The sequence below is a fragment of the Streptomyces sp. NPDC036984 genome (assembly GCF_055607665.1).
In genome coordinates this window covers 479,568-504,202 of the sequence record NZ_JBVJRL010000004.1, presented here as the reverse complement: position 1 = coordinate 504,202, position 24,635 = coordinate 479,568, and the positions used below count along the sequence as shown (strand labels likewise).

24 protein-coding genes are annotated in these 24,635 nt (G+C 73.3%); 13 read left to right on the top strand and 11 right to left on the bottom strand.

Annotated features, from left to right (window positions below):
- The first annotated feature begins 34 nt into the window (after nucleotides 1-34).
- The gene (locus ACZ7DL_RS11650; protein WP_470773472.1) at nucleotides 35-880 is read left to right on the top strand and encodes a hypothetical protein; all 846 of its coding nucleotides are present in this window, start codon (nucleotides 35-37) and stop codon (nucleotides 878-880) included.
- A 106-nt stretch (nucleotides 881-986) separates the two neighbouring features.
- Nucleotides 987-1,997, top strand: a complete 1,011-nt coding sequence (locus ACZ7DL_RS11645) for an LLM class F420-dependent oxidoreductase (RefSeq protein ID WP_470773470.1) — start codon at nucleotides 987-989, stop codon at nucleotides 1,995-1,997.
- 52 nt (nucleotides 1,998-2,049) lie between these two features.
- On the opposite strand, the gene ACZ7DL_RS11640 is transcribed toward ACZ7DL_RS11645, so the two are convergent.
- Nucleotides 2,050-2,619, bottom strand: coding sequence for a hypothetical protein (locus ACZ7DL_RS11640; RefSeq protein WP_470773468.1), 570 nt, complete (start codon nucleotides 2,617-2,619; stop codon nucleotides 2,050-2,052).
- A 127-nt stretch (nucleotides 2,620-2,746) separates the two neighbouring features.
- Here ACZ7DL_RS11640 and ACZ7DL_RS11635 point away from each other — a divergent pair, with 127 nt between their 5' ends.
- Nucleotides 2,747-3,040 carry a hypothetical protein gene (locus ACZ7DL_RS11635; protein ID WP_470773466.1) on the top strand — a complete coding sequence of 98 codons (294 nt, stop codon included), beginning with the start codon at nucleotides 2,747-2,749 and terminating at the stop codon, nucleotides 3,038-3,040.
- 4 nt (nucleotides 3,041-3,044) lie between these two features.
- Here the strand turns inward: ACZ7DL_RS11635 and ACZ7DL_RS11630 are convergent, their stop codons facing one another.
- The 3 genes from ACZ7DL_RS11630 to ACZ7DL_RS11620 are packed head-to-tail and all read right to left on the bottom strand — an operon-like array spanning nucleotide 3,045 to nucleotide 6,273.
- The gene (locus tag ACZ7DL_RS11630) at nucleotides 3,045-4,115 is read right to left on the bottom strand and encodes a prenyltransferase/squalene oxidase repeat-containing protein (RefSeq protein WP_470773464.1); all 1,071 of its coding nucleotides are present in this window, start codon (nucleotides 4,113-4,115) and stop codon (nucleotides 3,045-3,047) included.
- Nucleotides 4,112-4,864 (bottom strand): class I SAM-dependent methyltransferase, encoded by a 753-nt coding sequence (locus ACZ7DL_RS11625; protein WP_470773462.1) that lies wholly within the window; start codon nucleotides 4,862-4,864, stop codon nucleotides 4,112-4,114. The genes ACZ7DL_RS11630 and ACZ7DL_RS11625 overlap by 4 nt, the downstream gene beginning before the upstream one ends.
- Nucleotides 4,858-6,273, bottom strand: coding sequence for a glycosyltransferase family 4 protein (locus ACZ7DL_RS11620; RefSeq protein ID WP_470773460.1), 1,416 nt, complete (start codon nucleotides 6,271-6,273; stop codon nucleotides 4,858-4,860). The genes ACZ7DL_RS11625 and ACZ7DL_RS11620 overlap by 7 nt, the downstream gene beginning before the upstream one ends.
- 220 nt (nucleotides 6,274-6,493) lie before the next feature.
- On the opposite strand from ACZ7DL_RS11620, the gene ACZ7DL_RS11615 reads away from it, so the two are divergent.
- Nucleotides 6,494-7,147, top strand: coding sequence for a TetR family transcriptional regulator (locus ACZ7DL_RS11615; protein WP_470773458.1), 654 nt, complete (start codon nucleotides 6,494-6,496; stop codon nucleotides 7,145-7,147).
- Between the two features lie 455 nt (nucleotides 7,148-7,602).
- On the opposite strand, the gene ACZ7DL_RS11610 is transcribed toward ACZ7DL_RS11615, so the two are convergent.
- Both ACZ7DL_RS11610 and ACZ7DL_RS11605 read right to left on the bottom strand, forming a co-directional pair.
- A complete protein-coding gene (locus tag ACZ7DL_RS11610) occupies nucleotides 7,603-7,836 on the bottom strand; it encodes a ferredoxin (protein WP_470773457.1) in 234 nt (77 codons plus the stop codon).
- Between the two features lie 4 nt (nucleotides 7,837-7,840).
- Entirely contained in the window at nucleotides 7,841-9,292 is a 1,452-nt protein-coding gene (locus ACZ7DL_RS11605; RefSeq protein ID WP_470773454.1) for an aldehyde dehydrogenase, read from the bottom strand.
- Nucleotides 9,293-9,404: 112 nt separating this feature from the next.
- Between ACZ7DL_RS11605 and ACZ7DL_RS11600 the strand changes: the two genes are divergently transcribed.
- A complete protein-coding gene (locus ACZ7DL_RS11600; RefSeq protein WP_470773453.1) occupies nucleotides 9,405-10,466 on the top strand; it encodes an MBL fold metallo-hydrolase in 1,062 nt (353 codons plus the stop codon).
- 86 nt (nucleotides 10,467-10,552) lie between these two features.
- Here the strand turns inward: ACZ7DL_RS11600 and ACZ7DL_RS11595 are convergent, their stop codons facing one another.
- Genes ACZ7DL_RS11595 through ACZ7DL_RS11580 form a run of 4 tightly spaced genes read right to left on the bottom strand, consistent with a single transcriptional unit; the run spans nucleotide 10,553 to nucleotide 14,327 of the window.
- A complete protein-coding gene (locus tag ACZ7DL_RS11595) occupies nucleotides 10,553-11,965 on the bottom strand; it encodes an FAD-dependent monooxygenase (RefSeq protein ID WP_470773451.1) in 1,413 nt (470 codons plus the stop codon).
- Nucleotides 11,958-13,163, bottom strand: a complete 1,206-nt coding sequence (locus tag ACZ7DL_RS11590; RefSeq protein ID WP_470773449.1) for an MAB_1171c family putative transporter — start codon at nucleotides 13,161-13,163, stop codon at nucleotides 11,958-11,960. The genes ACZ7DL_RS11595 and ACZ7DL_RS11590 overlap by 8 nt, the downstream gene beginning before the upstream one ends.
- Nucleotides 13,163-13,741: a hypothetical protein gene (locus tag ACZ7DL_RS11585; protein WP_470773448.1), complete on the bottom strand. Its 579-nt coding sequence runs from the start codon at nucleotides 13,739-13,741 to the stop codon at nucleotides 13,163-13,165. The genes ACZ7DL_RS11590 and ACZ7DL_RS11585 overlap by 1 nt, the downstream gene beginning before the upstream one ends.
- Nucleotides 13,734-14,327 carry a helix-turn-helix domain-containing protein gene (locus tag ACZ7DL_RS11580; RefSeq protein ID WP_470773446.1) on the bottom strand — a complete coding sequence of 198 codons (594 nt, stop codon included), beginning with the start codon at nucleotides 14,325-14,327 and terminating at the stop codon, nucleotides 13,734-13,736. Before ACZ7DL_RS11580 ends, ACZ7DL_RS11585 begins: the two co-directional genes overlap by 8 nt.
- Nucleotides 14,328-14,579: 252 nt before the next feature.
- Here ACZ7DL_RS11580 and ACZ7DL_RS11575 point away from each other — a divergent pair, with 252 nt between their 5' ends.
- The 8 genes from ACZ7DL_RS11575 (at nucleotide 14,580) to ACZ7DL_RS11540 (ending at nucleotide 23,221) form a co-directional block, all read left to right on the top strand.
- A complete protein-coding gene (locus ACZ7DL_RS11575; protein ID WP_470773444.1) occupies nucleotides 14,580-15,626 on the top strand; it encodes a hypothetical protein in 1,047 nt (348 codons plus the stop codon).
- Between the two features lie 348 nt (nucleotides 15,627-15,974).
- A complete protein-coding gene (locus ACZ7DL_RS11570) occupies nucleotides 15,975-17,201 on the top strand; it encodes a prenyltransferase/squalene oxidase repeat-containing protein (protein ID WP_470773442.1) in 1,227 nt (408 codons plus the stop codon).
- Nucleotides 17,198-17,839: an SCO2322 family protein gene (locus ACZ7DL_RS11565; protein ID WP_470773441.1), complete on the top strand. Its 642-nt coding sequence runs from the start codon at nucleotides 17,198-17,200 to the stop codon at nucleotides 17,837-17,839. The genes ACZ7DL_RS11570 and ACZ7DL_RS11565 overlap by 4 nt, the downstream gene beginning before the upstream one ends.
- Nucleotides 17,826-19,016 carry an energy-coupling factor transporter transmembrane component T gene (locus ACZ7DL_RS11560; RefSeq protein WP_470773439.1) on the top strand — a complete coding sequence of 397 codons (1,191 nt, stop codon included), beginning with the start codon at nucleotides 17,826-17,828 and terminating at the stop codon, nucleotides 19,014-19,016. The genes ACZ7DL_RS11565 and ACZ7DL_RS11560 overlap by 14 nt, the downstream gene beginning before the upstream one ends.
- Complete coding sequence (locus tag ACZ7DL_RS11555) at nucleotides 19,013-20,737, top strand: ABC transporter ATP-binding protein (RefSeq protein WP_470773437.1); 1,725 nt, start codon at nucleotides 19,013-19,015, stop codon at nucleotides 20,735-20,737. Before ACZ7DL_RS11560 ends, ACZ7DL_RS11555 begins: the two co-directional genes overlap by 4 nt.
- Complete coding sequence (locus ACZ7DL_RS11550; RefSeq protein ID WP_470773436.1) at nucleotides 20,734-21,558, top strand: ECF transporter S component; 825 nt, start codon at nucleotides 20,734-20,736, stop codon at nucleotides 21,556-21,558. Before ACZ7DL_RS11555 ends, ACZ7DL_RS11550 begins: the two co-directional genes overlap by 4 nt.
- Nucleotides 21,559-21,891: 333 nt before the next feature.
- Nucleotides 21,892-22,305: an aggregation-promoting factor C-terminal-like domain-containing protein gene (locus ACZ7DL_RS11545; RefSeq protein WP_470773434.1), complete on the top strand. Its 414-nt coding sequence runs from the start codon at nucleotides 21,892-21,894 to the stop codon at nucleotides 22,303-22,305.
- A gap of 226 nt (nucleotides 22,306-22,531) precedes the next feature.
- Nucleotides 22,532-23,221: a YoaK family protein gene (locus tag ACZ7DL_RS11540; protein WP_470773432.1), complete on the top strand. Its 690-nt coding sequence runs from the start codon at nucleotides 22,532-22,534 to the stop codon at nucleotides 23,219-23,221.
- Between the two features lie 91 nt (nucleotides 23,222-23,312).
- On the opposite strand, the gene ACZ7DL_RS11535 is transcribed toward ACZ7DL_RS11540, so the two are convergent.
- Complete coding sequence (locus ACZ7DL_RS11535) at nucleotides 23,313-24,548, bottom strand: cytochrome P450 (protein ID WP_470773431.1); 1,236 nt, start codon at nucleotides 24,546-24,548, stop codon at nucleotides 23,313-23,315.
- Between the last annotated feature and the right edge of the window lie 87 nt (nucleotides 24,549-24,635).

Genomic DNA, 24,635 nt, shown 5'->3' with positions numbered 1-24,635 from the left:
TACCGACGACGAGACGACCTACGAAGGACCTGAAGTGAATATCCGCTCCCTCACTAGAGGCGACGGCGTGGTGATCGGAGCAGCGGTGGTGCTGTTCATCGCGTCGTTCCTCGACACGTTCGACACCGACGGCAGTGGCATCCCCAACGCCTGGGAGAACCTGGGCCTGGCGATGAGCATGTACGTCGGCGGCATCCTCGGCGCGGTCCTGATCGTCGTCGCTCGCACCCTGCCGCAGCCGCGCAAGGTCGCGGGCCTCGACCTCGGCCAAGTGGGCGTCGCCTTCACGCTCTTCGCCGCGTGGACCTCCTTCTGGTCGATCATCGACCCGCTGGGCGCCTTCGAAGACGCCTACGAAAGGTTCAACGTCTACGAAAGGTTCAACGTCGACGCCGGCGCCGGCCTGATCCTCGGCCTCATCGCCGCTCTGCTGCTGGCCGCGGCCGCCATCGCGACCCCCTTGGTCCCGGCCCTCCAGGCCGCCCTGGTCCCGGCGCCCAAGCCGGTCGCCCCGCAGCCCTACGGCGCCCAGCCGCCCGGTGGTTACGGCTACCCGGGCGCCCAGCCGCAGCAGCCGTACGGTGCCCAGCCGCAGCCGGGCCAGCCGTTCGCCCAGCAGCCGCCGGCCGCCCAGCCCGCTCCGGCGGCGCCGGGCGCCCCGGGGGCTCAGCCTCCGGCCGGGGACTTCTCCCCGTTCTGGTTCGCCGTGCCGGTGACCCGTCCGCTGTTCTCGGAGGACGGCTCGCCGAACCCGATCGCCGAACTGGCGCCGGGCACCTGGTACCTGGCCGTCGAGCAGCGCGGTGCCACGCTCGTGGCGCAGACCCAGGACGGCCGCCGGGGCGTGCTCCAGGACACGTCCGGCATCCAGCGCGGCTGAGCCGTACACCCGTACCGCAACGGCCCCCCGCCCCTTCCGGGCGGGGGGCCGTTGTCGTACAGTCGCCTCCCGGCTGGGATCTGACGAACCGTCAGGAGGCAGGCGCATGCGGCTCGGTCTCGCACTCGGCTACTGGGGACGCGGCCCGGACGCCGGTCATGTGCCGCTCGCCCGGGAGGCGGAACGGCTCGGTTACGACTCCGTGTGGACGGCGGAGTCCTGGGGCTCGGACGCCTTCACCACGCTGACCTGGATCGCCGCGCAGACGTCGACGATCAAGCTGGGTACGGCGGTTGCCCAGATGGCCGCCCGTTCGCCGGCCACCACCGCGATGCACGCGCTCACCCTGGACCACCTCTCCGGCGGCCGCGTACTGCTCGGCCTCGGGCTCTCCGGACCGCAGGTGGTGGAGGGTTGGTACGGCCGCCCGTTCCCGGCGTCGCCGCTGACCGCGACCCGGGAGTACGTGGACGTCGTACGGCAGGTGCTGCGCCGCCAGGCGCCGGTGGCGGTGGACGGGCGGTTCCATCCGCTGCCGTACCGGGGGCCGGACGGCACGGGGCTGGGGAAGCCGCTGAAGTCCATCACCCATCCGCTGCGTCCCGGCCTGCCCGTACTGCTCGGCGCCGAGGGGCCGCGGAACGTCGCCCAGACGGCCCGGATCGCCGACGGCTGGCTGCCGCTGTACTGGGCGCCCAGCCGGCCCGAGGTGTACGGGGACGTGGTGCGGAAGTTGCCGGAGGGGTTCCTGGTCGCTCCGATGGCCCGGGTGAAGGTGTGCGACGACGTGGCCGAGGGGCTGCTGCCCGTGAAGGCCATGCTCGGCTTCTACATCGGCGGGATGGGGCACGTGGCCCGCAACTTCCACGCCGAGCTGATGGCCCGCATGGGCTACGAGGAGGAGGCGCGGCGGATCCAGGAGCTGTTCCTGGCCGGGCGCCGGGAGGAGGCCGTCCTGGCCGTGCCGGACGCCTTCGCCGACGAGATCTCGCTCGTGGGGCCCCGCGAACGCATCGCCGAGCGACTGGAGTCGTGGCGCGCGGGCCCGGTGACGGACCTGCTGGCCGTGGCCCCGGACCCGCACACGCTCCGGGTGCTGGCGGAGCTGAACGGCTAGGCGAGAGGGCGTGCACGGCGTCGCGGGGCAGGCGGGAGTGCGACGACAGGACCTAACCCTTGGCCAGCTGGGAGGCGGAGGGGACCTGGTCCTTGATGGGGGCGCCGGCGCTCTCGCCCGCCCCCTTGACCTGGTTGATGATGTCGTCGAAGGGGCCGGCCGCGTTCTCGTCGCCCTTGCGGAGCTTGGACGGCAGGTTCTTGAGGGCCTCGATGCCCCCGGTGAGGGGTGCGAGGGCCTTGGCGAGGGTGGGATCGGCCTGGGCGTTCTTCTGGGCCGCCTTGAGCCGGTTGTAGGCGAAGGCGCCGGCGACCGCGGCCTTGACCAGCGCCAGCCTGCGGCCCTTGGCGCCCTTCTTGAACTTGCCGGCCTTCCAGGGCTTCACGATCCACTGGTAGACGGCACCGGCGGCGAGGCCCGCGTCCACCACGAACCGCGTCTTGGCGAACTTGCGCCGCTCCGCGGACGTGGTCGGGGTGGGGCTGTCGGCGGCCGGCACGGCCTGGGCCGCCGCGGTGTCGTTCCTGCTGCTCTTCGCACCGCTCCCGCAGGCGGTGGCACCGGCCAACAGGGCGCAGCACAGGGTGAGCACCACGAAGAGGCGCCGCATCGGTACGGGCACGGGGTCCTCCGGATGTGTCTCCCCGAGCGGTCGGTTTCCTCCGGCAGGCTCACCCGGCGCGGTGCCGTGCGCCACCCGGGAAACGCCGTTCGGGTTTCACGGTCCGGCGTCCGGCAATCCGGAAGGTATGTCTCCTCGATATCGCAACGGCGCGAATCAGGCCGGCACGGTCATCGCGGTCGTCGCCGACATCATGGCCTTCATCCTCGGCCTGTGGATCCTGATGTACCTGCTGGACGCGAACCGGGCCAACAGCCTGGTGCAGTTCGTCCACGACGCGGCCGCCTGGCTGGCCGGCTGGTCCCACGACCTGTTCACCTTCGACGCGGCGTGGGCCCGTGTGGTCGCCGGATACGGCCTCGCCGCCGTGGTCTACCTGTTCGTGGGCCACGCCATCGCCAACCGGATGCACCGGCACTGAGTTCTCAGCGGCAGCAGTCCGGGTCGAGGCCGGCCGGGAGGTGTTCGCCGCCGAACACCGCGCAGGTGGCGTCGTGGCCGCCGAGTGCGGCCACGGCCAGCAGCAGCGAGCCGGCCGTCCAGGTGGTCAGCTGACGGGGCCAGATCGCGTCGTCGTCGAAGACGTAGCCCGTCCAGTACAGGCCGCTTGCCGGGTCCCGCAGATGCTGGATGGACTGGAGGATCTCCAGGGCCCGGTCGGACTCGCCCACCGCCCACAGGGCCAGGGCGAGTTCGCTGGACTCGCCGCCGGTCACCCAGGAGTTGGGGACCACGCAACGCACGCCGAGGCCGGGGACGACGAAGCGGTCCCAGGACTCCTCGATGCGGGCCTTGGCCTCCGCTCCGGTGAGGGCGCCGCCGAGGACGGGGTAGTACCAGTCCATCGAGTAGCGGTCCTTGTCCAGGAAGCGCTCGGGGTGCCGGCGGATCGCATGGCGCAGCGCTCCGGCCGCCAACTCCCAGTCGGGCTGCGGCTCTTCGCGCTGCTCGGCGATGGCGAGGGCGCAGCGCAGGGCGTGGTGGATGGAGGAGCTGCCGGTGAGCAGGGCGTCCGCCGTCGGCGTACCGTCGTCGTCGCGCCGCCAGCCGATCTGTCCGCCGGACTGCTGAAGCCGCAGCACCCACTCCATGGCCGCGTAGACGGTCGGCCACATGTGGTCCAGGAACGTGTCGTCGCCCGTGGACAGGTAGTGGTGCCAGACGCCGACGGCTATGTAGGCGACGAAGTTCGACTCGCGGGCGCGGTCGGTGACGTCGTCGTGGGCACCGTCGGCGTAGGCGGCGTACCAGGAGCCGTCCTCGTTCTGGTGCCGGGCGAGCCAGGTGTACGCCCGCTCGGCGGCCTCGTGCTCACCGGCCGCGTCCAGGGCCATGGCGGCCTCGGTGTGGTCCCAGGGGTCCAGGTGGTGTCCTCGGAACCACGGGATCGCGCCGTCCTCCCGCTGCACGGCGAGGATGCCGGCGACGGTCGCGGCAGCCTGCTCGGCGGTGAGGACCCCGGGCAGGACGAGGTGCTCTGTCCGGGGGGTGGTCACTGGGCGGCCACCTCGTCGGTCTCGGCGAGCCGGGGCAGGTGCGGCTTGGTCGCGTAGACCACGAAGCTCTTGCCGATCAGCGGGTTGAGCGCCTGCTCGGCGACCCGGGTGGCGAGCGGCTTCTTCATGATGTCCCAGACCAGCAGCTTGTGATAGGCCCGCACCGGCAGCGCCTTGTCGTTGTCGACGCCGAACGCGCACTTCAGCCACCAGTACGGCGAGTGCAGGGCGTGCGCGTGGTGGGTGCCGTACGGCCGCAGGCCCGCCTCACGGATCTTCGCGATCAGCTCGTCGGCCTTGTAGATGCGGATGTGGCCGCCCTCGACCTCGTGGTAGGCGTCGGACAGCGCCCAGCAGACCTTCTCCGGGCCGTAGCGCGGCACGGTGACGGCGATGCGCCCGCCCGGCCTGAGCACGCGCACCATCTCGGCGAGGACGCCCTTGTCGTCGGGGATGTGCTCCATCACCTCGGAGATGATGACGACGTCGAAGGACTCGTCCGGGAACGGCAGCGCGAGCGCGTCGCCCTCCATCGCGGTGGCCGTGGCGCCCTCGGGGGCCTCCCCGGCCTCCTTCATCGCCGCGAACCACTTGGCGACCTCGCGGATTTCCTCGGCGTTCTGGTCCAGAGCCACGACCTGGGCACCGCGCCGGTAGCACTCGAAGGCGTGCCGGCCGGCCCCGCAGCCGAGGTCCAGGACACGGTCGCCCGGGGCGAGCGGGAACCGGGAGAAGTCGACGGTCAGCACGTGGCCCTGCTTTCGGAAGAGACGCCTGCAACACTTGCCGGGGCCGCGGAGCGGCCGGGACTCATGGGCGCGACGGGGCTGTCGCCTGCCGCGGAGCGGCGGGAGCCCGTGGAGCGGGCGATGGCCTCGCGGTACCGGGCCACCGTGCCCTCGGCGGCCCGCGCCCACGTGAAGTGCCGGAGCACCCGCTCGCGGCCGGCGCGACCGAGCCGCGCCCTGAGCTCCGGGTCGCCGAGGAGCCGGCCGAGCCCGGCGGCCAGCGCCCCCGCGTCACCGGGCGGTACGGCCAGGCAGGTCTCGCCGTCGCGGCCGGCGACCTCGGGGATCGCGCCGCCGGTGGTGGCGAGCAGCGGGGTGCCGGTGGCCATGGCCTCGGCGGCGGGCAGGGAGAAGCCCTCGTACAGGGAGGGCACACAGGCCACCTGGGCGGAGCGGATCAGGTCGACCAGTTCGGCGTCGGAGATGCCCTTGACGAAGTCGACGGCGCCGTGCAGGCCGTACCGCTCGATCGCCTGCGCGACCGGGCCCTCCTGCGGGCGCTTGCCGACGACGACCAGGTGGGCGGCCGGGTGCTCGGTGCGCACCTTGGCGAGCGCCTCCACGAGGTACACCAGGCCCTTCAGCGGCACGTCGGCGCTGGAGGTGGTGACGATCCGGCCCGGCACCTCGGGGACGGCCGGATTCGGCGCGAACAGGTCGGTGTCGGCGCCGATGTGGACGACGTGGATACGGTCGTCGCGGACGCCGAGGTGGTCCACGATCTCCTGGCGGGAGGTGCCGGAGACGGTGAGGACCGAGGGCAGGCGGCGGGCGACGCGCTTCTGCATGCGGGTGAAGGCGTACCAGCGGCGCACCGAGTAGCGGCGCTGCCAGCTCCCGGCCGCGTCCAGCTCCAGTTGCCGGTCGACGGTGATGGGGTGGTGGATGGTGGTGACCAGGGGGGCGCCGATGTCTCCCAGGAGCCCGTAGCCCAGGGTCTGGTTGTCGTGGACGACGTCGAACTCGCCGCGGCGGGCCAGCAGATGGCGGCGGGCGCGGAGCGAGAAGGTCAGCGGCTCGGGGAAGCCGCCGGTCCACATGGTCGCCACCTCGAGGGCGTCGATCCAGTCCCGGTACTCGTCCCGCTTCGGGGTGCGGAAGGGGTCGGGCTGGCGGTAGAGGTCCAGGCTGGGAAGCTCGGTGAGGGTGAGCCGGGGGTAGCCCTCGTCGAGCACCGGATACGGCTGGGAACCGATGACCTCGACCCGGTGGCCGAGGCGGGCCAGCTCGCGGGAGAGGTGCCGTACGTAGACACCCTGGCCCCCGCAGAACGGGTTGCCCTTATAGGTGAGGAGCGCGATGTCGAGCGGTCGCTCGCCGTCGGATGCGGGGTCCTCCTGGGCGCCCGCCTCCCGGGCCTCAGCGGTCACTCCGTGCCCCCTTCTGCCAGCACTGTCCCGCGAGACTACGACGGGACGCTAATCTAGAACAAGTTTCAGACTTGATCGTCCAAGAGGCTCCGAATCTACCGGCAGGTAAGGGCGCTGTGAGCAGTGGATCAGGTGATTCACGCCACGGCGCGCGGCCCTGCCATGCTGTGTGATCACGAGCCCTGCAAACGCTCTCACCGACTGTCACGGAACGGGACCCATGCCTGCGGAAGCCAGTTCGCGTCCTTCCCCCGCTCTCGGCTCCGCTCGCGCGGGGGGACCCCCGGCGCCGCCCCTCACCGAACGGCAGGAGGCCCGCCGCCGCCGGATCCTGCACGCGAGCGCACAGCTGGCCAGCCGGGGCGGTTTCGACGCCGTGCAGATGCGGGAGGTCGCCGAGTCCTCCCAGGTCGCCCTCGGCACGCTGTACCGCTACTTCCCGTCCAAGGTGCACCTGCTGGTCGCCACCATGCAGGACCAGCTGGAGCACATGCACGGCACCCTGCGCAAGAAGCCCCCGGCGGGCGACACGGCGGCCCAGCGGGTCGCGGACACCCTGATGCGCGCCTTCCGGGCCCTTCAGCGCGAGCCGCATCTGGCCGACGCGATGGTCCGCGCCCTCACCTTCGCCGACCGCAGCGTCTCGCCCGAGGTCGACCAGGTGTCCCGCCAGACGACGATGATCATCCTGGACGCGATGGGCCTGGAGCACCCCACCCCCGAGCAGCTGTCCGCGGTCCGGGTCATCGAGCACACCTGGCACTCGGCCCTCATCACCTGGCTCTCGGGCCGCGCCTCCATCGCCCAGGTGAAGATAGACATCGAGACGGTGTGCCGCCTGATCGACCTGACGGAACCGGCCGCCCACCCCTGATCACCGCCGCCTCCGGCCCCGCAGCACCCCGAGCAGCTGCCCGAGCACGTCCCGCGCCGCGCCGGGCGGGCACCGCATCCCGGACGGGGCAGGTCGGCCCGTGCGCTTCGGAGAACCCCGCCGAAACGGCACCGAAGAAGGCCCCCGCGGATGCGCACATGGAAAACCTACGAGACGGGTTCCCTTCGCCGGTATGGTCCGGATCAGGTAATGGGGGTCGTCGTCCGGCCTGACTGCTGCCTTTCGACCTCTCAGCCCTACCGTCGCTGTCGGCCCGGGCGGATGCCTTCGCATCCCGCCTGAGTCGGCTACTCCGGTCGGACTCCCTCACTCGCCTCGTAGGCTGATACCAGCATATACCGGGCACCCCCTATCAGAACCCGCCATTTGCCACCAATTCCCCACTCCGGGATGCCATGGCCCCGGCCGGCCGGCGCCAGGCCGCTCCGACCGCCCTAGTCCTCCGGCGGGAACACCGGTTCACCGCTGCCCAGCATCGTGATCACGATCGCCTCAACCGGGCAGTTCTCGGCCGCCGCCAGGACGTGTTCGCTCGCGTCCGCGTCCGGTCCGACCGGGTGCGACTGGCGGGCGGAGTCGAGGCGGAAGCCGGCCGGGGCGTGATGGAGGCACTGGGCGGAGCCGATGCAGACCGACCGGTCGACCTCGACGTGCCAGCGGTCGCCCATGCTCCTAGGCCCCCGCCGGGAGGTGGATCATCTTGTGCTCGAGGTATTCGCCGTAGCCCTCCGGGCCGAACTCCCGCCCCAGCCCGGAGTTCTTGTAGCCGCCGAACGGGCCGAGCATGTCCAGGCTGAAGGTGTTGACGGAGTAGGTGCCGGTGCGGACCTGGCGGGCGATCTCGACGCCGCGCTCGACGTCGGCCGTCCACACGCTGCCGGACAGGCCGTAGTCGGAGTCGTTGGCGATGTGCACGGCCTCCCGCTCGTCGCCGTAGGGCAGCAGGCAGATGACCGGGCCGAAGATCTCCTCGCGGGCGATGCGCATGGAGTTGTCGACCTCCCCGAAGAGGGTGGGTTCGACGTACCAGCCGCGGTCCAGGCCCGCCGGGCGTCCGCCGCCGGTGAGTACCTTGGCGCCCTCGTCCTGGCCGATGCGGATGTAGTCGAGGCTGCGCTGCTGCTGGCGCCGGGCGACCAGCGGGCCGACCTGGGTGGCCGGGTCCAGCGGGTCGCCGACCTTCAGGGCACTCGCGGCCTGCGCGAAGGCGTCGGCGAACTCGGCGTAGCGGGCGCGCGGCACGAGGATGCGGGTCTGGGCCACGCACGCCTGGCCGTTGTTCATCCAGGCCGCCGGGACGATCCCGGCGACGGCCGCCTCCAGGTCCGCGTCCGGCAGCACCAGCGCCGCCGACTTGCCGCCCAGTTCCAGGGTGACCCGGGTGAGATTGCGGGCGGCGACCTCCATCACCCGCTTGCCGGCCGCGACCGAGCCGGTGAAGGCGACCTTGTCGACGCCGGGGTGGGCGACCAGGTACTCGCTGACCTCCCGGTCGGCCGGGAGGATGGACAGCACGCCCTCGGGCAGACCCGCCTCGCGGGCGATCTCGCCGAGGAGATAGGCGTCCAGCGGGGACTCCGGGGACGGCTTGAGGACGGCCGTGCAGCCGGTGAGCAGCGCGGGCCCCAGCTTGGCCGCGGCGACGAACTGCGGGGCGTTCCACGGGACCACGGCGGCCACCACGCCGACGGGCTCGCGGCGGACCAGGATCGGGCCGAGCACACCGTCCCGGCGCTCCTCGTAGCGGAAGTCCCGGGCGACCCTGATCGCCCCGTCCCACACCATCATCGCGCCGAGCGCCTGGCCGAGGACGCTCCAGGAGTACGGGGAGCCGTTCTCGGCGGAGATCACCCGGGCGAGCTCCTCGTGCCGGGCGGCGACGGCGTCCTTGATCCGGGTGACGACCTCGATCCGCTCCTCCAGCGTGGTGCGCGGCCAGGGCCCCTCGTCGAAGGCGCGACGTGCTGCGGCCACGGCCCGGTCGACGTCCGCCCGGGAGGCGTGCGGCACGCGGCCGATGACCTCCTCGGTGTGCGGGGAGATCACCTCGATGACGTCCCGGCCCAGCGGGTCGGTCAACTCCCCGCCGATGAACAGCTGTCCGTGTTCCACGAGCTCGGTCATGACCGACTGCCTCCCGCCGCACCGCCTGTTTCTGACGCTGTTTCAGAACTGATATCAGTTCTAGTTATAGTGGGCAATGGCCATGGGGTGCCGGCGGCGGGGTGGAGGGCGCATGGCGAGGACGTTCGATCACGGTGGGGGTGTGCGGGCCGTTCAGGTGCCCATTCCGGACAACCCCCTGGGGCACACGCTGGTGTACGTGGTGGACACCGACCGCGGTCCGGTGCTGATCGACACCGGCTGGGACGACCCGGCGTCCTGGGAGACCCTGGCGGCCGGGCTCGCGGCCTGCGGTACGGCGGTCGCGGAGGTGTACGGCGTGGTCGTCACCCACCACCACCCGGACCACCACGGGCTGTCGGCGCGGGTACGCGAGGCGTCCGGCGCCTGGGTGGCGCTGCACGCGGCCGACACGGCGATCGTACGCCGGGCGCGGGAGAGCCGGCCGGAGCGGTGGTTCTCGTACATGGCGGACAAACTGGCGGCGGCCGGCGCGCCCGAGGAGCACGTGGCGCCGCTGCGACGGGCCCGCGACCGGACGCTGCCCGGCCTCTCCCCCGCCCTGCCGGACCGGGACATCGTCCCCGGCGAACTCCTCGACCTGCCGGGCCGCCGGCTGCGCGCGATCTGGACCCCGGGGCACACCCCCGGCCATGTCTGCCTCCACCTGGAGGAGGAGCATCCGGCGCAACTCCCGGGAAACGGCCGCCTGTTCAGCGGTGACCACCTGCTTCCCGGGATCACCCCGCACATCGGCCTGTACGAGGATCCGGACGACGCGAACACCATCGGTCCTCCCCCGGTCTCGGCTCCGCTCGACCGGGGGGACCCCCTTGGGGACTATCTCGACTCCCTGGACCGGGTCGGCCGGCTGGCCCCCGCCGAGATCCTCCCGGCCCATCAGCACGCCTTCACGGACGCCCCGGGCCGGGTGCGGGAGCTGCTCGGCCACCACGAGAGCCGGCTGTCGAACCTGCTCGCCCTCCTCGCCCAGCCGCTCACCCCCTGGCAGCTCGCCGCCCGCATGGAGTGGAACCGCCCCTGGGCCGACATCCCCTACGGCTCCCGGAACATCGCGGTCTCGGAGGCCGAGTCCCACCTGCGCCGCCTGGTGAGGCTGGGGCGGGCGGAGCCGGTGGCCGGGAGCGAGCCGGTGGCGTACGTGGCGGCGTGAGGGGCACCCCGGGGCGCCGGCCGCGGACCGACGGGCCGCGAATGTCCAGCGCCACCTTCACCGGCGCCTGCCCCGAGTGCGAGCGGTCAGTCGAGGCCCGCCGCCTCGCGTTCCGCCTCGGTCAGGGGCGGGCCCGGCAGGGGGCCCTTGCGCGGGCCGGCGACGACGTGCCACAGCATGTCGGGGGCGAACAGGCGGCCCGGCGGGGTGCGCAGGCTCATCACGTCGAGCAGACCGCGCAGCGCGTGCGGGTTCCCGGAGCCGGCGGCCACGGCCTTGTCGACGTAGGCGGTGAGGAGGCGTTCGACGAAGGTCGGCGGCTGGGGCGCGGCCCCGGGGTAGTAGGCGTCCTGGCCGACCGCGAGGTTCCAGGCATTGCCGACGGGCCTGGCCACCGCGCGCTGGATGCGGCGGGCGGTGCCGGGGGCGGTGGGGCCGTGGCGGTCGAGGGCCCGGCCGAGGGCGAGCGCGCTCTGCGCGGCGACGGACAGGCCGTGGCCGTAGACCGGGTTGTAGCCGGCGACGGCGTCGCCGAGGACGGTGAACCCCTCCGGCCAGGTCTCGCTCTTCTCGTAGTAGCGGCGGCGGTTGGCCGTGCTGCGGGTGGTCACCGGGTCGGTCAGCGGCTTCGCCTGGGCGAGGAGCCGGCCGATGACCGGGTCCTTCAGCCCGGTGAGCGCGAAGTGCTCGAACGCGTCGGGGTCGGCGGTGGGCCGGCCGCCCCGGGTGCCGGAGAGCGTGACCAGCCAGCGGTCGCCCTCGATCGGTACGACGACCCCGCCACGGCCGGGCGCGTCCCGGGGGTCGGCCTGGACGTTCACCACCGGGTAGCGCAGCAGCGCCGTGTCGCCGGGCGCCGCGTAGATCCGGCTGGCGTAGGCGACGCCCGCGTCGACCACCCGCTCCTCGACCGGGGCGTGACCCAGCGCCTGGAGCCAGTTGTCCGCCTGGGAGCCGCGGCCGCTCGCGTCGATCACCAGGTCGGCGCGCAGGGTGGCGAGTCGGCCGTCCGGGCCGGAGGGCACGCGGACGCCGGTCACCCGGTGCCGGTCGCCGGCCAGGCCCGCCACCCGGACCCCGTCGAGCAGCGTGATCCGGCGCCGGGCGAGGACGTCGGCGCGGATCACCGCGTCCAGCAGGTCCCGGCTGCACACGATCATGTGGTGCCGGGAGTCGGCGAACCGCCTGAACCACTGCCCGGAGGGCGCCTTGCTGACCAGGTCGCGCATCACGCCGATGAGCCCGGCGCCCCGGGCGGTCAGCTCCCCGGTGATGCCCGGCAGCAGTTCCTCCAGGGCGGCCACCCCGCCGGACCACAGCAGATGGGCGTGCCGGGCCTGGGGCAGGCCCTTGCGCGGCTCGGGGCCCGCCGGCAGCCGGTCGGCCTCCACGATCGTCACCTCGTGGAAGCGGGTGGCGAGCACGGACGCGGCGAGCATGCCCGCCGTGCTGCCGCCGATGACCAGGGCGGTACGGCGGGCGGTGGGTATGTCAGGCATGTGCGGTGAGACCTTCCGTGGCGGCCGCCTCCCGGCGGAACCTGTCGATGTCCGCCGCGTGGAACCGGAAGGCGTTGGCGACACACTCGAGTTCACTCTCGGGGACGCAGGGCGGCCCGGGACGCCGGTCCGGCGCGCCGGCGCGGTCCTCGGGTGCGCGCAGCGCCTCGGTCGCGACGACGATGTCCACCGCGGCCGCGATGGCCCGCGCGACGGCCTCCGGGTGGCCGGCCGCCGTCGCCGCCTGCCGCATCCGCTCGCGCCGGGCCGCGCACAGGTGCGGGCCCAGCTTGAGCAGGCCGTCGTTGATGGCGGCCCGGCGCAGTTCGAGGCGGAGGGCGGCGCCGCTGACCCGGCCGGTCGCGGGCGCCGCCGGCGGGGTGACGGTCAGCATGATCTGCCACAGCGGCTTCAGGCGCCGGTGGGTGCGCACCAGCCGCCGGCGCTCCGCGACCAGCGGGCCGGCCTGTCCGGCGATAAAGGCCACGGCCACCAGGCCCGCCTCGGCGATGGCGAACGGCGGGGCGACGTACGTGGACAGCCAGTCCCAGTTCCGGCCGCTCCAGCGGGCGCCGATCGCCGCGAGTTTGGCGACGTCGAAGAGGAGCCCGAGGGCGTACGCCTCCTGAAGGAAGATCACCGCGCGGCGCAGCCAGGTGTCCTCGACATCCCGGTACCAGGCCCACAGCATGCCGGCCGCGACCAGCGCGGACACCAGGTGGGCGACGAGGTAGAGCAGCACGAACTCGCGCATCCAGGGCGTGCCGGCGTAGTAGGTGTCGAGGTCGCGCAGCCGCTCCTCGCGGTGGTCGCCGAGCAGGAACGTCGTCCACAGGCCGACGATGATGACGGCGTACGCCATCCAGACCAGGCGGGTGCGCCTGCGGCGGGCCGCGGACGGCGGCTCCCGCCAGGTGATGATGAGCCACAGGCACGCGCCGCAGTAGGCGGTCAGCAGCGAGTACACCCAGAGCCCGGCGAAGTTGGGGATGCCGGAGAGCACGTTGATGCGGTGCAGGTTGGCCGGCGGCAGCGAGGCGAAGGTGACCGCGCCGATGCCGAGCAGCAGGGCGGTGGCCCGCAGGATCGGGTCCTGCCAGGCGCGCCGCAGCAGCGGCACTTTGATCACGAAGGCCACGGCCAGCAGAGCGGCCGGAACGGTGTAGGCGGCGAAGGAGCCGGCGATGTCCCAGCGCATCAGGGCCCGCCGATGTTGCCGAGCGAGGACGAGAGCCGGTCGGTGAGGGTGTCCTGGGTCATCCGGCCGGCCGCGCCCGGCCCGACGACCTTGGGGAACTTCGCCGCGAGGCGCAGCCCGCACTCCTCGGCCTCCCACTCGGCCTCGGCCGCCGTCGCGGCGGGCGAGCGGGTGGCCATGGCGACCACCCGGTCCCAGGGGATGTCGTCGTCGGTGCGGGTCAGCAACCGGCGGGCGGCGGCGGGCAGGCCGTCCGGGTAGTGCACGTCCAGCGTGCCGTAGTGGATGTGGCCGATCTCGTGTCCGGCGATGACGAACTTGTGCGCGTCCGGGGCCCGTTCCTCGACCACGACGATGTAGTCCTCGTCCCGGGCGAGGGTGATCCCGGAGACGTCCAGGCCCGCCGGGAAGGCGACGAACTTCAGCCGGACCGGGCGGTCCAGCTGCGGGCTGAGCGTGGCGCACAGCGCGTGCAGGAACGCGGTCGGCGTGGTCGGCGGGGTGAGGGTCCGGGCGGTGTCGCGCACCAGCCGGTCGAGGAAGCGCTTGGGCGACCTCGCGTGCTTCCGTTCAGGCACGCCCGGTGTCCCCCGCCCGCTCCGAGGCGATGATCATCTCGGCCAGGTCGGCCAGGGTGGCCAGCTGCCGGGCGTTCATCTGCGGGGCGCGGGCGGCCAGCCGTACCAGCCCGCTCTCGCGCAGCCGCAGCAGCGGGTCCGCCTCTGCCTCCAGGCTCTGGAGCACCGGCTGGAGCGCCTCGTGCAGGGCCTCCGGCTCGTCCGCGGTGAAGAAGCCCGCGGGCAGGCCGAAGAACCGGCGCAGCCGGTCGGTGTGTTCCAGGCTCGGCATGCCGCTCTTGCGCCACTCGCTCAGCCACTGCCGGCTGGTGCCGGCGATCCTGGCCAGCTCGTCCAGCGAGTACCGCTTGCCGTCCGGCCGGCGCCGGGTCTCCCGGATGAAGTCCAGGCGCTGGCGCACGCGTTGGGCCAGGCAGGTCTCGGGTGCCCGGCCACCGGAGAGGAGTTCGACGACGATGCCGACGGGGACGCCGGTGCGGTAGGAGAGACCGGCCACGTCGAGGGTCTCCGGCAGCCGGCCGGGCCGGCCGGTCAACTCGCCGAGCCGGTCCAGGACATCGGCCAGCGAGACGTAGGCGTCACTCACCGAGGTCCCCCCTGGGCCTGTCGTCCGTTCGGTGGCTGGGCTGACGCGAGGCTACCCGTTCGCCCGTTCGGCGACCAGACGTGACAACGCTCCCTGCCGAATTACGCAGCAATCGTTGACAGTTGGGGGCGCGGTGGGTGAGGATCACGGCACGGAGAGCAAGATCCGACCCGCCCCGGGTGCCGCCGATGGGGGAGCGGCACCCGGGGTGTATCTCGTCCGCCGTGCCCCCCGAGGGAGGTGCAGGCACCCATGGCACAGCCCGTCGTCGTCCTGGGGGCCGGCCGCCTGGAGACCTGCGGGGAGTTCCCGCTGGCGCGGATCGCCGCGGTCCGCCCGGTGGTCCTGGTCGCCCCGGAACCGCCCGCCTGGGCGCGCCCGCATCTGTCCGGGCACCTCGCCGTCGACCCGGCCCGGGAGGCGCAGACGGCGGAGGCGGTGGTCCGGTTCGCGGCCGGGTGCCCGGTCGGGGGCGTGCTGACCTGGTGCCGGGAACATCTGGTCACCGCCGCGCGGATCACCGGCCGGCTGGGGTTACCGGGCCTGCCGTACGAGACGGCCGCGGTGTGCGCCGAGCCCGCCGAGTCACGGGCGCTGCTGCTGCGGCACCGGGTGCCGACGGCCGGGCCCGAGGACACCGAGGGGACGCTGGTGTCCGCCGAGACCGTCGTCCTGGACGACGAGGTCCGCATCGTGGCGCTCACCCGGACGGCCCCGGGGCCGGCGCCCGCCCGCCGCCCGCTGCGGCACTGCGTCCACGCCCACGACGGGCTCCTGCACAACCGCTTCCTGCGCCAGTGCGTCGAGCGGGCCGTACGCGCCCTCGGTCTGACCCACACGGTCGTGCATCTCACCCTCCGGCTGACCCCCCGCGGCCCCCGCGTCCTGGGCGTCGCCCCGCATCTGCCCGGCGATCTGATCCCGATGCTGGTGGAGCGGGCCACCGGCGTCGACCTCGCCCGGGCCGCCGCCGCCCTGGCCACCGGCCGGCAACCGGAGCTGACCCCCACCCGACAGCAGGCCGCCGCCGTCCAGTTCGCCTACCCGGCCATGACCGGCCGCCTGACCCACCTGTACCTGGACCCCGCCGCCGAACACGAACCGGCCGCCGAACGCATGGTCCTCACCCGCCGCACCGGCGACCCGGTGACGGCGGCCCCCCACGCGGACACCTCCGACCGCCTCGCCCACTGGGTGGTGACGGGCGAGAACTCCACGGACTGCCGCGAGACCCTGCGCCGCATGGCCGACCACCTGAGCGCGAGGGTGACACCGACGGCGGGGACGTACGCGGCCTGAGCCACAAGGCCGTGACCCCGGTCACCGCACCCCTGTGCCCACAGCCACCCCTCGGCTCGTGGAGGGCGGCCGGTAAAGTGGCGGGGTCGTCATCACACCCGTACGGGGGGAAGCCGGTGCAATGTGGGCGCTGGTGCTTTCCTGAGTTCTCGACTTCGTTCGAACAGGGGATACCCCGATCCGTGAGCCGCCCAGACGCGGTGAGCCGGACCGCCCCGGGCGGGAGGTTGACCGGCTCGCGTGCGTCGGCGGCTCGCCGCGCACGGCACCGTCGAGGTTTACGGAGCCGAGCCGCCCGGGGTGGTCCCGTGCGCTGCCGGTTCCCCGCAGGAGAGGCAGTCGCCGACCATGAACGTCCGCCGCAGTGCCGCGGCTCTCGCCGCCATAGGCGTGCTGGCCGCCGCCGCGCCCGCCACGGCCGCCGACCCGTCCCCGTCCGCACCGGCTCCGAAGGTGACGGCCCCGTCCGGGCTCTACGGCAAGGGGGACCCGAAGTACGACGGTGTGTGGCGGCAGTCGCTGACCCTGCTCGCCCAGCGGACGCTCGGCTACCGGCCGGCCGCCTCGGCGGTCGACTGGCTGGTCGGACAGCAGTGTGACAACGGCGGATTCGCCGCGTTCCGCGCCACCCCGGCCAAGGACTGCGACAGCAAGGTCATGCCGGACACCAACAGCACGGCCGCCGCCGTCCAGGCGCTGCAGGCGGTCGGCGGGCACGGCAAGGAGGTCCGCAAGGCCCTGGTCTGGCTGACGAACGCACAGAACAAGGACGGCGGCTGGGCGTACGCGCCGGGCGGACCGAGCGACACCAACTCCACCGGCGTCGTCATCGGCGCGTTCGCCGCGGTCGGCCAGGACCCCGCGCAGGTGCACACCGGCAGCAAGACCCCCTACGACCTGCTCGCCTCGCGGTCCATCCCCTGCGACCAGGACGGCGGCGGCGCCCTCGCCTACCAGCCCGACAAGAAGGGCAAGCTGCTCGCCAACGCCGACGCGACGGCGGCCGGCCTGCTCGGCACGCTCGGCAAGGGCTTCGTGGCGGAGACCGGCAAGGCACCGGCACAGGACGCCTGCGCCCAGGCCGACCACCTCACCCGGGAGCAGGTCGCCGACAACGCCGGCGCGTACCTGGCGGCGGCCGTCGCGAAGACCGGCCACCTCCGGTCCGCCCTGCCCGGCGCCAAGGACCAGCCCGACTTCGGCAACACCGCCGACGCCGTCGTCGCACTCGCCGCGAACGGCCGGACCGAGCCGGCGAAGAAGGCGTACGCCTGGCTGGAGAAGAACGCCGGGCCGTGGGCGACACAGAGCGGCCCGGCCGCCTACGCCCAGCTGATCCTCGCCGCGCACGCGCTCGGTGAGCAGCCGGGCGACTTCAACGGCACCAGCCTGGTCCGCTCCCTCAACGCCCTGGGCCCGGCACCGCAGATGGACTCCGCCGCGCACAAGCCGGCGTCGGACGAGGAGGACTCCGAGGACTCCGGCACCGGCGTCTGGTGGATCGTCGGCGTCGGTCTCGTCGCCGGCATCGGCATCGGCTTCCTGCTCAGCGGCCGGAAGAAGCGCCGGCCGTGACCGCCGTCCGCCGTGCCGTACCGGCGCTCGTCGCCGCGCTGCTGCTCCTCGGCTCCGCCGGGCGGGCCGGCGCCACCGGCTACCGCTACTGGTCCTTCTGGGAGCGCGACGGCGGCCACTGGACGTACGCCACCCAGGGCCCGTCGTCCGTCCGCCCCGACGACGGCGCGGTCCAGGGCTTCCGGTTCGCGGTGAGCGCGGACTCCGCGGACGCGAACCGGCCGCGCGGTACGGCGGACTTCGACACCATCTGTGCGGGTACGCCCGCCAAGTCCGGGACGAAGCGGGTGGCTCTGGTCCTCGACTTCGGTACGCGCGCGGACGCGCCGTCCGGCGAGGTGCCGCCGGCCCGCCGTACGGCGTGCGCGCGGGTGTCCCCCGAGGCGACCGGCGCGGACGCGCTGGCCGCCGTCGCCAAGCCGCTCCGCTACGACACCAACGCCCTGCTGTGCGCGATCGCCGGCTATCCGGGGCAGGGCTGCGGTGAGCAGGTGTCGGCCGGGGGTGCCGCGAAGGAGAAGAGCGGGTCGCACTCCGGTGGCCCTTCGCTGGGCCTGCCGATCGGCGCGGGTGTGGTCGCCCTCCTGGCGGGCGCGGCGGTGTGGCAGGCCAGGCGACGGCGCGATGCGTCCGGGTGAGGGCGGGCAGTCGTGCGCGTGCGGGTGCGTCGTGGCTGATCGCGCAGTTCCCCGCGCCCCTTCGGGTCGCTCGGGCACCCCGCCGGCGTGGGTGAGCGCACCTGTCCCCGCCCGGTACCGGGCCACCGTGCACCCCGGCGCCTGGTGGCTGTGGGCGCTCGGTCTCGGTACGGCGGCCACCCGTACCACCAACCCCCTCCTCCTCGCCCTCCTCATCGCCGCCTCCGCCTACGTCGTGGCCACCCACCGCTCCCCCGCCCCCTGGTCCCGCTCCTACACCGCCTTCGCCAGGCTCGCCCTCGCCGTCCTCCTGATCCGCGTCCTGTTCGCGGTGGCGCTCGGCTCCCCCATCCCCGGCACGCACACACTCCTCACCCTCCCGGAAGTCCCTCTCCCGCACTGGGCGCAGGGCATCCGGCTGGGCGGCAGGGTCACCGCCGAGGCGGTTCTCTTCGCCGCCTACGACGGCCTGAAGCTCGCCACCCTCCTCATCTGCGTCGGCGCGGCGAACGCGCTCGCCAGCCCCACCCGCCTGCTCAAGTCCCTGCCCGGCGCGCTGTACGAGACCGGCGTGGCCGTCGTGGTCGCGCTCACCTTCGCCCCGCATCTCGTCGCCGACGTGCAGCGGCTGCGCGCCGCGCGCCGACTGCGCGGCCGGCCGGACCGCGGCCTGCGCGGACTGCTCCAGGTCGGACTGCCGGTCCTGGAGGGCGCGTTGGAGCGCTCGGTCGCGCTCGCCGCCGCGATGGAGTCCCGCGGTTACGGCCGTACCGCCGAGGTCCCCGCCCCCGTCCGCCGTACGACGGCCGCCCTCACCGTCGGCGGCCTGCTCGGCGTGTGCGCGGGCACGTACGGGCTGCTGACGGCCGAAGGGGGTACGTACGGAGTGCCCGTGCTGCTCGCCGGTGTCGGTGCCGCGCTCGCGGGGCTGCGGCTGGGCGGCCGGCGTTCCCCGCGCACCCGGTACCGGCCGGACCCGTGGAGCCTGCGCGCCTGGCTGGTCGCGGGCTCGGGTGCCGCGGTGGCCGCGCTGCTCACGCTCGCCTCCGTCCGCGACCCGCAGGCACTGCACCCCGGGGTCGTCCCCCTCGTCGCCCCCACCCTCCCGCTCTGGCCCGCCGCGGCCGTCCTGCTCGCCCTCCTGCCCGCCTTCGCCGTCCCCCGGGAGCAGCCGTGATCCGCTTCGAGGATGTCAGAGTGACGTACGACGGTGCGGCCGAACCCACCGTCGCCGGTGTGGACTTCGAGGTGCCCGAGGGTGAACTGGTGCTGCTCGCCGGTCCGTCCGGGGTCGGCAAGTCGACCGTGCTGGGCGCGGTCAGCGGGCTGGTCCCGCACTTCACCGGCGGCACCCTGCGCGGACGCGTGACGGTGGCCGGCCGGGACACCCGTACCCACCGGCCGCGGGAACTCGCCGACGTCGTGGGCACGGTGGGCCAGGATCCGCTCGCGCACTTCGTGACGGACACCGTGGAGGACGAACTCGCCTACGGCATGGAGTCGTTGGGGCTCGCTCCGGAGGTGATGCGGCGCCGGGTGGAGGAGACCCTCGACCTGCTGGGCCTGGCCGGACTGCGGGACCGCCCGATCGCCACCCTCTCCGGCGGGCAGCGGCAGCGGGTCGCGATCGGCTCGGTTCTCACTCCGCACCCCGAGGTGCTGGTCCTGGACGAGCCGACCTCGGCGCTGGATCCGGCCGCGGCGGAGGAGGTGCTGGCCGTGCTGCAGCGGCTGGTGCACGACCTGGGTACGACGGTTCTGCTGGCCGAGCACCGTCTGGAGCGGGTGATCCAGTACGCCGACCGGGTCGTCCTCCTGCCCGCCCCCGGCACACCCCCGGTCGTCGGCACCCCGGCCGAGGTGATGGCCGTCTCCCCGGTGTACCCCCCGGTGGTCGCCCTCGGCCGGCTGGCCGGCTGGTCCCCCCTCCCCCTGACCGTACGAGACGCCCGCCGCCGCGCCCCCGGACTGCGAGACCGTCTGACCGCACGCGCAACCGCGGACACCCGTGCGACGTCGACTGCGGGTGCGCGGGGGCCGGTCGCGCAGTTCCCCGCGCCCCTCGGGGAGCCGCAGTCCCGCCCGCTGCCGGATGGGCGGCGGCTTTTCCGGCGCCGCCCAGCCTCCATCCCGAACCCCCCGCATACCCACATCGCCGAACTCCGCTCCCTCTCCATCCGCCGCGACCGCATCCAGGCCCTGCGCCACGTGGACCTCACCGTCACCGCAGGCGAGACCATCGCACTCATGGGCCGCAACGGCGCCGGCAAGTCCACCCTCCTGAACTCCCTCGTCGGCCTGGTCGCGCCCACCACCGGCACGGTCCACGTCGACGGTGCCGTACCCCACCACACCGCACCGAAGGACCTCGTCCGCCGCGTCGGCCTGGTCCCCCAGGACCCCCGCGACCTCCTGTACGCGGACACGGTCGCCGCCGAATGCAGCGCGGCCGACCAGGACGCGGGCGCCACACCCGGCACCTGCCGGTCGCTGGTGTCGGAGCTGCTGCCCGGCATCCCGGACGACACGCACCCGCGTGACCTCTCCGAGGGCCAGTGCCTCGCGCTCGCGCTGGCCGTCGTGCTGACCGCCCGGCCGCCCCTGCTCCTCCTCGACGAGCCGACGCGCGGCCTGGACTACGCGGCCAAGGCCCGCCTGGTCGCCGTCCTGCGCGGCCTGGCGGCGGAGGGGCACGCGATCGTGATGGCCACGCACGATGTGGAGCTGGCCGCCGAGATCGCCCACCGGGTGGTGCTGCTCGCCGAGGGCGAGGTGATCGCCGACGGCCCGACGGCCGAGATCGTGGTGTCGTCCCCCTCCTTCGCGCCGCAGGTGACGAAGATCCTGGCCCCGCAGCGCTGGCTGACGGTGGCCGAGGTACGGGAGGCGCTGGCATGAGCCGCGCCCCACGGGTTGACGCCGTCCGCCTCGGCCCCCGCTCCCTCGCCGCGCTGGCACTGGCCGGCGCGGTCGGGGTGGTCGCCTTCTGCTGGCCCTTCCTCGCTCCGCCCACCTCCCGGCTGAGCGCCCACGCCCAGGACGCGCCCTGGCTGTTCGCGGGGCTGCTGGTGCTGGTGGTGGCGGTGGTGGCGGCGACGATCTCGGAGTCGGATCTCGGGCCGAAGGCGGTGGCCATGCTGGGCGTGCTGGCCGCGACCGGGGCGGCGCTGCGGCCGATCGGCGCGGGCACGGCCGGGATCGAGCCGATGTTCTTCCTGATGGTGCTCAGCGGGCGGGTGCTCGGGCCCGGCTTCGGCTTCGCGTTGGGCTCCGTCACCATGTTCGCGTCCGCGCTGCTCACGGGCGGGGTGGGGCCGTGGCTGCCGTTCCAGATGCTGGCGATGAGCTGGTTCACGATGGGCGCGGGCCTGCTGCCGGGCCCCGTCCGGTGGCGCGGCCGTGCGGAACTGCTGATGCTCGCCGTGTACGGCTTCCTGGCGGCCTTCGCCTACGGCACGCTCATGAACCTGGCCGGCTGGCCCTTCCTGGGTACGGCGGCCTCGAACATCTCCTTCGACGCCGACGCCCCGGTCGCCGCGAACCTGGCCCGCTTCGGCGCGTACTGCCTGGCCACCTCGCTCGGCTGGGACCTGGGCCGGGCCCTGTCCACGGTCGCGCTGACGCTCGTTCTCGGGCCGGCGGTGCTGCGGGCGCTGCGCCGGGCCACCCGGCGGGCCGCTTTCGAGACCGCGGTCACATTCGACGGTCCCCCTGGGTGACGATCCGCATCCGCGCTGTGAGCGAGGCGGTGAAGCACCCCACATGACGCACGTCACCTACGACGCGGGGCCGTAGTCCAATTTGTCCGATACGCCCTCTGCTGCACCCCTTCTGACCTGCGGTTTGCGACCCACGTCACAGAGCAGACGTTCTCCGCCCATCCGGCCACAACTAGTAAAAGGGGTCATTGCGGACGGCTTCCGGGCCTGGTTGTCTGGACGACGTCGCCAGGCGCCACGAGCCCACCCGGGCCGCGGCGCCGACGCATGCGGCCACAGCACGTGGTCCTCCCCATGCGGGCGATCCACTGTCCCCGACGCAAGAGGTTCTCCGTGTCCGTCTCCTTCATCCGCCGCATCGCTTCCCCGAAGAAGGCCCTCACCGCCGCCGCCGTGGCCGCCACCACCGCCGGTATGGCTCTGACCGCGGCGCCCGCCCAGGCCGCCACCACCTCGGCCTCCTCCGCCCAGGCGATCGCGCACAAGATGATCCCGGACGCCGCGCAGTTCAACGCCTTCAGCAAGATCGTCGAGCACGAGAGCGGCTGGAACCCCGCCGCCACCAACAGCTCCTCCGGCGCCTACGGCCTGGTCCAGGCCCTGCCGGGTTCGAAGATGTCCTCCGCCGGCGCCGACTGGAAGACCAACCCGGCCACCCAGATCAAGTGGGGCCTGGACTACATGAACTCCCGCTACGGCAGCCCGGTGAAGGCCTGGAGCTTCTGGCAGGCCAACGGCTGGTACTGAGCCACCCGTGACTGAGCGGCGCCACCGCTGACCCAGCGGCGGCACCGCCCCCATACCCGCACCCTCGCCTCCCCTCGGCGAGGGTGCGCGCGTATGTCCGGGCGTGCGGTGCCGGCCTGCCGATGGACCGACCGGGCTGCTTTCCCCGCCGCCCGCGTGTCCTGCGCCACGTACCGAACCCGACGGACGCAGGCTGCGCCGGGGGACATCTCCGTGCGGAGGAACAATGAGTACGCCGACGCCACCGGGGGTGCGGGACCCGGAGACGCGCGGGCTGCGGCTGGTGGCCGTACTGCTGGCGCTCACCGTGGTCAGCGGGCTGATCGACGCCGTCAGCTATCTGGGCCTGGGCCGGGTCTTCACCGCCAACATGACCGGCAACGTGGTCGTCCTCGGCTTCGCCGCGGCCGGCGCCCCCGGCTTCTCCGTCCCGCACACGGCCACTTCCCTGGTCTGCTTCCTGCTCGGCGCGGTGGCGGGCGGGCGGCTGGCGGTCCACCACGGCAAGGGCTCCCGCCGCCGGTGGGCCCGGCTGACCCTCGCGGCGGAGGCGCTGCTGGTCGCCGTGTCGGCGGCGGTCGCCTTCGCCTGGCCGGACACCACCGGCACCCGCTATGCCCTGATCGCCCTCACGGCCTTCGCGATGGGGCTGCGCAACGCGACGGTCCGCAAACTGGGCGTGCCCGATCTGACGACCACGGTCCTGACGATGACCCTGACCGCCCTCGCCTCCGAATCCCGCCTCGGCGACGCCACGGGCCACCGTTCCCCACGCCGCTCGGCCTCGGTCCTCGCGATGGCGGGCGGAGCCTGCCTGGGGGCATGGCTGGTCGTGCACCACGGGCTGGGCATCCCCCTGCTGATCGCGGCGCTGACGTCGGCGGTGCTGGCGGTGCTGGCATCCGGCCGGGAGTGACTCGGCCGGCCGGAGCAGTCCCGGAGAGGTACGGGATCATTGCTCGGACAGCGGTCCCACAGGGGGCGATCAGTAACACCGCCCCCGAAAGTCAGCCCGCATTGACCCGCAATTCCTTGACCCCGTTGATCCATGCCGAGCGCAGGCGGCGCGGGGCCTCGGCCAGGTGCAGGCCGGGCATCGCGTCGGCGACTGCGTTGAAGATCAGGTCGATCTCCAGGACCGCGAGGGACTTGCCGAGGCAGTAGTGGGGACCGCCTCCGCCGAAGCCCAGGTGGGGGTTGGGATCGCGGGTGATGTCGAAGGTGTCGGGGTCGGTGAAGACCTCGGGATCGTGATTGGCGGAGGCATAGAACAGGCCGACCCGGTCGCCCTGCCTGATCTGCACTCCGCCCAGCACGGTGTCCTGGGTCGCCGTGCGCTGGAAGGCGTTGACCGGGGTGGCCCAGCGGACGATCTCCTCGGCCGTGGTGGCCGGCCGCTCGCGGCGGAACAGCTCCCACTGTTCGGGGTGGGTGAGGAACGCGTGCATGCCGTGGGTGATGGCGTTGCGGGTGGTCTCGTTGCCGGCCACCGCCAGCATGAGCACGAAGAAGCCGAACTCGTCCGAGTTCAGGTTGCCCTCGTCCTCCGCAGCCACCAGGGTCGTCACGATGTCACGGGACGGGCACCGCTTGCGCTCGGCGGCCATGTTCATGGCGTACGCGATGATCTCGGCGGCCGACTGGGCGCCGACCTCCTCGGTGATCGCGTACTCGGGGTCGTCGTAGGCGATCATCTTGTTGGACCAGTCGAAGATCTTGGACCGGTCCTCCTGCGGCACGCCGATCAGCTCGGCGATGGCCTGGAGGGGCAGTTCGCAGGCGACCTCGGTGACGAAGTCGAAGGGCCCGGAGCGGGCGCGGGCGGCGGTGACGATCGCCTCGGCGCGGGCGCGCAGCCGGTCCTCCAGCGCGCGGATGGAGCGTGGCGTGAACCCGCGCTGCACTATCTGCCGCACCCGCGTATGTTCCGGTGGATCCATGTTGAGCAGGATCAGCCGCTGCGCGTCGATCGTGTCGCGCTCGATGTGCTCGTTGAAGCGGATGATCGCCGTGTTGAGGGAGGAGGAGAACAGCTCCGGATGCGTGGAGACGTACCTGACGTCGGCATGCCGGGTGACGGCCCAGTAGCCCTCGTCCCGGAAGCCGGCGACGTTGCCCGGCTGCGGGATCCAGCGGACCGGTTCGGTACGGCGCAGTTCCGCGAACTCCGGCAGGGGCACGCGGTGGTGCAGCAGATCGGGATCGGTGAGGTCGAACCCGTCGGGCAGCGCTGGACAGGGCATCGGCGGCTCCAGCCATCTGACGGTCCATCAGCGGGTGCCGTGACGGTAGTAACGGGTTCTACAAGTCGCAAGAGGTACGGCAGCCCC

Excerpts from the sequence above, each read along its gene's own strand:
- ACZ7DL_RS11635 (WP_470773466.1), top strand. The coding sequence starts at position 2,747 with ATGTCTCCTCGATATCGCAACGGCGCGAATCAGGCCGGCACGGTCATC.
- ACZ7DL_RS11560 (WP_470773439.1), top strand. The coding sequence starts at position 17,826 with ATGCGTCCGGGTGAGGGCGGGCAGTCGTGCGCGTGCGGGTGCGTCGTG.
- ACZ7DL_RS11540 (WP_470773432.1), top strand. The coding sequence starts at position 22,532 with ATGAGTACGCCGACGCCACCGGGGGTGCGGGACCCGGAGACGCGCGGG.
- ACZ7DL_RS11550 (WP_470773436.1), top strand. The coding sequence starts at position 20,734 with ATGAGCCGCGCCCCACGGGTTGACGCCGTCCGCCTCGGCCCCCGCTCC.
- ACZ7DL_RS11590 (WP_470773449.1), bottom strand. The coding sequence starts at position 13,163 with ATGCGCTGGGACATCGCCGGCTCCTTCGCCGCCTACACCGTTCCGGCC.
- ACZ7DL_RS11615 (WP_470773458.1), top strand. The coding sequence starts at position 6,494 with ATGCCTGCGGAAGCCAGTTCGCGTCCTTCCCCCGCTCTCGGCTCCGCT.
- ACZ7DL_RS11535 (WP_470773431.1), bottom strand. The coding sequence starts at position 24,548 with ATGCCCTGTCCAGCGCTGCCCGACGGGTTCGACCTCACCGATCCCGAT.
- ACZ7DL_RS11570 (WP_470773442.1), top strand. The coding sequence starts at position 15,975 with ATGAACGTCCGCCGCAGTGCCGCGGCTCTCGCCGCCATAGGCGTGCTG.
- ACZ7DL_RS11610 (WP_470773457.1), bottom strand. The coding sequence starts at position 7,836 with ATGGGCGACCGCTGGCACGTCGAGGTCGACCGGTCGGTCTGCATCGGC.
- ACZ7DL_RS11575 (WP_470773444.1), top strand. The coding sequence starts at position 14,580 with ATGGCACAGCCCGTCGTCGTCCTGGGGGCCGGCCGCCTGGAGACCTGC.
- ACZ7DL_RS11645 (WP_470773470.1), top strand. The coding sequence starts at position 987 with ATGCGGCTCGGTCTCGCACTCGGCTACTGGGGACGCGGCCCGGACGCC.
- ACZ7DL_RS11595 (WP_470773451.1), bottom strand. The coding sequence starts at position 11,965 with ATGCCTGACATACCCACCGCCCGCCGTACCGCCCTGGTCATCGGCGGC.
- ACZ7DL_RS11600 (WP_470773453.1), top strand. The coding sequence starts at position 9,405 with ATGGCGAGGACGTTCGATCACGGTGGGGGTGTGCGGGCCGTTCAGGTG.
- ACZ7DL_RS11605 (WP_470773454.1), bottom strand. The coding sequence starts at position 9,292 with ATGACCGAGCTCGTGGAACACGGACAGCTGTTCATCGGCGGGGAGTTG.